Below are 2,736 nucleotides of genomic sequence, written 5' to 3' on the forward strand. Positions count from 1 at the left end.
ATGCGCTCGAAGCCTGAAAAGGCGCCTGCCGGCGATCGAGCTGCAGCCGCCTCGCCCATTACGCGATACCCAGGCGTTTCTGGGCCTCCGCGATCGGCAGCGTCTCGCGCTCGCCGCTCCGGCGGTTCTTGATCTCGACCTCGCCGCTAGCCACCCCGCGCGGTCCGACGATCACCTGCCAGGGCAGGCCGATCAGGTCGGCGGTTGCGAACTTGCCGCCCGGCCGCTGGTCGGTGTCGTCATAAAGCACGTCCTTGCCGGCCGAGGTCAGCGCTGCGTAGAGCTCGTCGCAGACGCGGTCGCATTCGGCATCGCCGACCTTCATGTTGATCAGACCGATATTGAACGGCGCGACCGCTTCCGGCCAAATAATGCCGTTATCATCATGGCTCGCCTCGATGATTGCCGCGACCAGCCGCGACGGGCCGATGCCGTACGAGCCGCCCGAAGCATAATGGTCCTTGCCATCGGGACCGGTGACCTTCGCGTTCATCGGCTTGGAATACTTCTCGCCGAAATGGAAGATATGGCCGACCTCGATGCCGCGCGCCGAGAGCCTCTCGCCTTCGGGCACCTTCTCCCATGCCGCTTCGTCATGCATCTCGTCGGTGGCGGCGTAAGGAGTCGTCCATTTCGTCACGATGCCGCCGATCTCGGCATCGTTGGAGAAGTTCGTATCCGCGCCGGGCACGTCGAGCGACAGATAGGCGCGGTCGCAGAACACCTGGCTCTCGCCGGTCTCGGCCAGGATGATGAATTCGTGGCTGAGGTCGCCGCCGATCGGGCCGGTATCGGCGCGCATCGGAATGGCCTGCAGGCCCATGCGCGTGAACGTCCTCAAGTATGAGACGAACATGCGGTTATAGGCGGCTCTGGCGCCTTCAAAATCGAGATCGAAGGAGTAAGCGTCCTTCATCAGGAACTCGCGCGAGCGCATCACGCCGAAGCGGGGGCGCACCTCGTCGCGGAACTTCCACTGGATGTGATAGAGGTTGAGCGGCAGGTCCTTGTAGGACTTGACGTAGGCGCGGAAGATCTCGGTGACCATTTCCTCATTGGTCGGACCATAGAGCATGTCGCGGTCCTGCCGGTCCTTGATGCGCAGCATCTCCTTGCCGTAGTCATTGTAACGGCCGCTCTCGCGCCACAGATCCGCCGACTGGATGGTCGGCATCAGGATTTCCAGCGCGCCGGCTCGATTCTGCTCCTCGCGGATGATCTGGCAGACCTTGTCCAGCACGCGCTTGCCGAGCGGCAGCCAGGAGAAGCTGCCCTGCCCCTGCTGGCGGATCATGCCGGCGCGCAGCATCAGCCGATGCGAGACGATTTCGGCCTCACGGGGGTTTTCTTTGAGAATGGGCAGGAAGTAGCGCGACAAACGCATGGACTGGTCCGTGAATGAAAAAATGGCGGCGCGGGGAATCGGCGCAACCGAGGCTGCTTGCCCGGGCTTCATAGCCATTTCATGACCGAATGGAAACCCGAGCGCTCCAAAGTGTTGCGGCGTTCTGCGCATGATCAGAAGGCCCGTTTTGGCCACCAAAGTGCCGCATCTGGCCTTTTGATCGATTCACAAGCAAGCGCTGCCCCACTATTGTGCAGTGCAGCACGATATTGCCTATTTGGGGGCAAAATTCTTCGTGACATTTTCACCTGCCTTGGTCTAGTGTGCGCCGATAACCGAGAGGGCGGAGAAAAATCTGCTCTCCTACGCGGTCAAAGTCTTGGGAGGATGCGATCTAGGCGCGGTTACTCGCTGCCGCCGGACACCGGAAACAGATCGGACGCGTTTAAATTGCAAGGCCTCGTGCCTTGCATTTTTTTTGTGCAATCATCTGCTTAGGACCACGACCTGCCAAACAGCATTATGCTGCGTTAGCCCTCAAAATCGGAAGTCGGCTTCCGATTTCAACCAGCACGGGTGCGGGTTGATCAATACTTGCGGAACTGTGCAGGGTGCTAGCGGCCGGCAGTATGAGTAAAGTCCGGCACGATGTGCGGGATGTCGTCGAAGCCGAAGCCGATCCCCCTTGTCAGGCCGTAGAAAATGCCGATCACGATCGCGGTGACGACCGTCGTGCGGATCGCCGCGCGCAGCATGTGCGGTCCCTTCGGCGCGCTCGACACCGTGCCGAGCGTCACGTCCTTGTCCTCATCCTGGGTGCGCAGGCTGAACGGCAGCACCGCGAACAGCACCAGCCACCAGGTGACGAAGAACAGTGCGACAAAGGAAACCCAGTTCATGCCTGCTCCAATTCGACCAGCGTGCCGAAGAAGTCCTTGGGATGCAGGAACAGCACCGGCTTGCCATGCGCGCCGATCTTCGGATTGCCGTCGCCGAGAACACGCGCGCCGCTCGCCTTGAGATGGTCGCGCGCGACGAGGATATCGTCGACCTCGTAGCAGACATGATGCATGCCGCCCGACGGGTTCTTCGCGAGGAAAGCCGCGATCGGTGAAGCGTCGCCCAGCGGCTCCAGCAGCTCGATCTTGGTGTTGCCGACATCGACGAACACAACCGTGACGCCATGTTCCGGCAGCGCCTGCGGCTCGCTCAGCCAAGCGCCCAGCGTATCGCGATACGCAGCTGTCGCCGCAGCCAGGTTCGGCACGGCAAGCGCGACATGATTTAGGCGTCCGAGCATAAGCGCTCCGAAAGTTAGGGGAGTAGGGGGGTAGGAAAAACTCCGAGCTATTTGCTATTCCCTACTCCCTTATTCCCGTACTCCCCTACTC

Annotated in this window: 3 protein-coding genes; all 3 read right to left on the reverse strand. The window is 61.1% G+C overall.

From position 1 onward, the window contains the following. Window positions 1-58: 58 nt before the first annotated feature. Window positions 59-1,384, reverse strand: a complete 1,326-nt coding sequence (proS, locus tag EOA60_RS27490; protein ID WP_095826229.1) for a proline--tRNA ligase — start codon at window positions 1,382-1,384, stop codon at window positions 59-61. 575 nt (window positions 1,385-1,959) lie between these two features. Next, window positions 1,960-2,244, reverse strand: coding sequence for a DUF1467 family protein (locus tag EOA60_RS27495; RefSeq protein ID WP_095826196.1), 285 nt, complete (start codon window positions 2,242-2,244; stop codon window positions 1,960-1,962). Continuing rightward, entirely contained in the window at window positions 2,241-2,645 is a 405-nt protein-coding gene (gene mce / locus EOA60_RS27500; protein ID WP_127335588.1) for a methylmalonyl-CoA epimerase, read from the reverse strand. The genes EOA60_RS27495 and mce overlap by 4 nt, the downstream gene beginning before the upstream one ends. Window positions 2,646-2,736: the final 91 nt, after the last annotated feature.

Origin of the sequence: Mesorhizobium sp. M1A.F.Ca.IN.020.06.1.1, assembly GCF_004023265.1 — a bacterium.
Classification (GTDB): domain Bacteria; phylum Pseudomonadota; class Alphaproteobacteria; order Rhizobiales; family Rhizobiaceae; genus Mesorhizobium.

Bases quoted from the DNA above. Each gene is read 5' to 3' on its own strand.
- proS (WP_095826229.1), bottom strand. From the start codon at position 1,384: ATGCGTTTGTCGCGCTACTTCCTGCCCATTCTCAAAGAAAACCCCCGT.
- EOA60_RS27495 (WP_095826196.1), bottom strand. From the start codon at position 2,244: ATGAACTGGGTTTCCTTTGTCGCACTGTTCTTCGTCACCTGGTGGCTG.
- mce (WP_127335588.1), bottom strand. From the start codon at position 2,645: ATGCTCGGACGCCTAAATCATGTCGCGCTTGCCGTGCCGAACCTGGCT.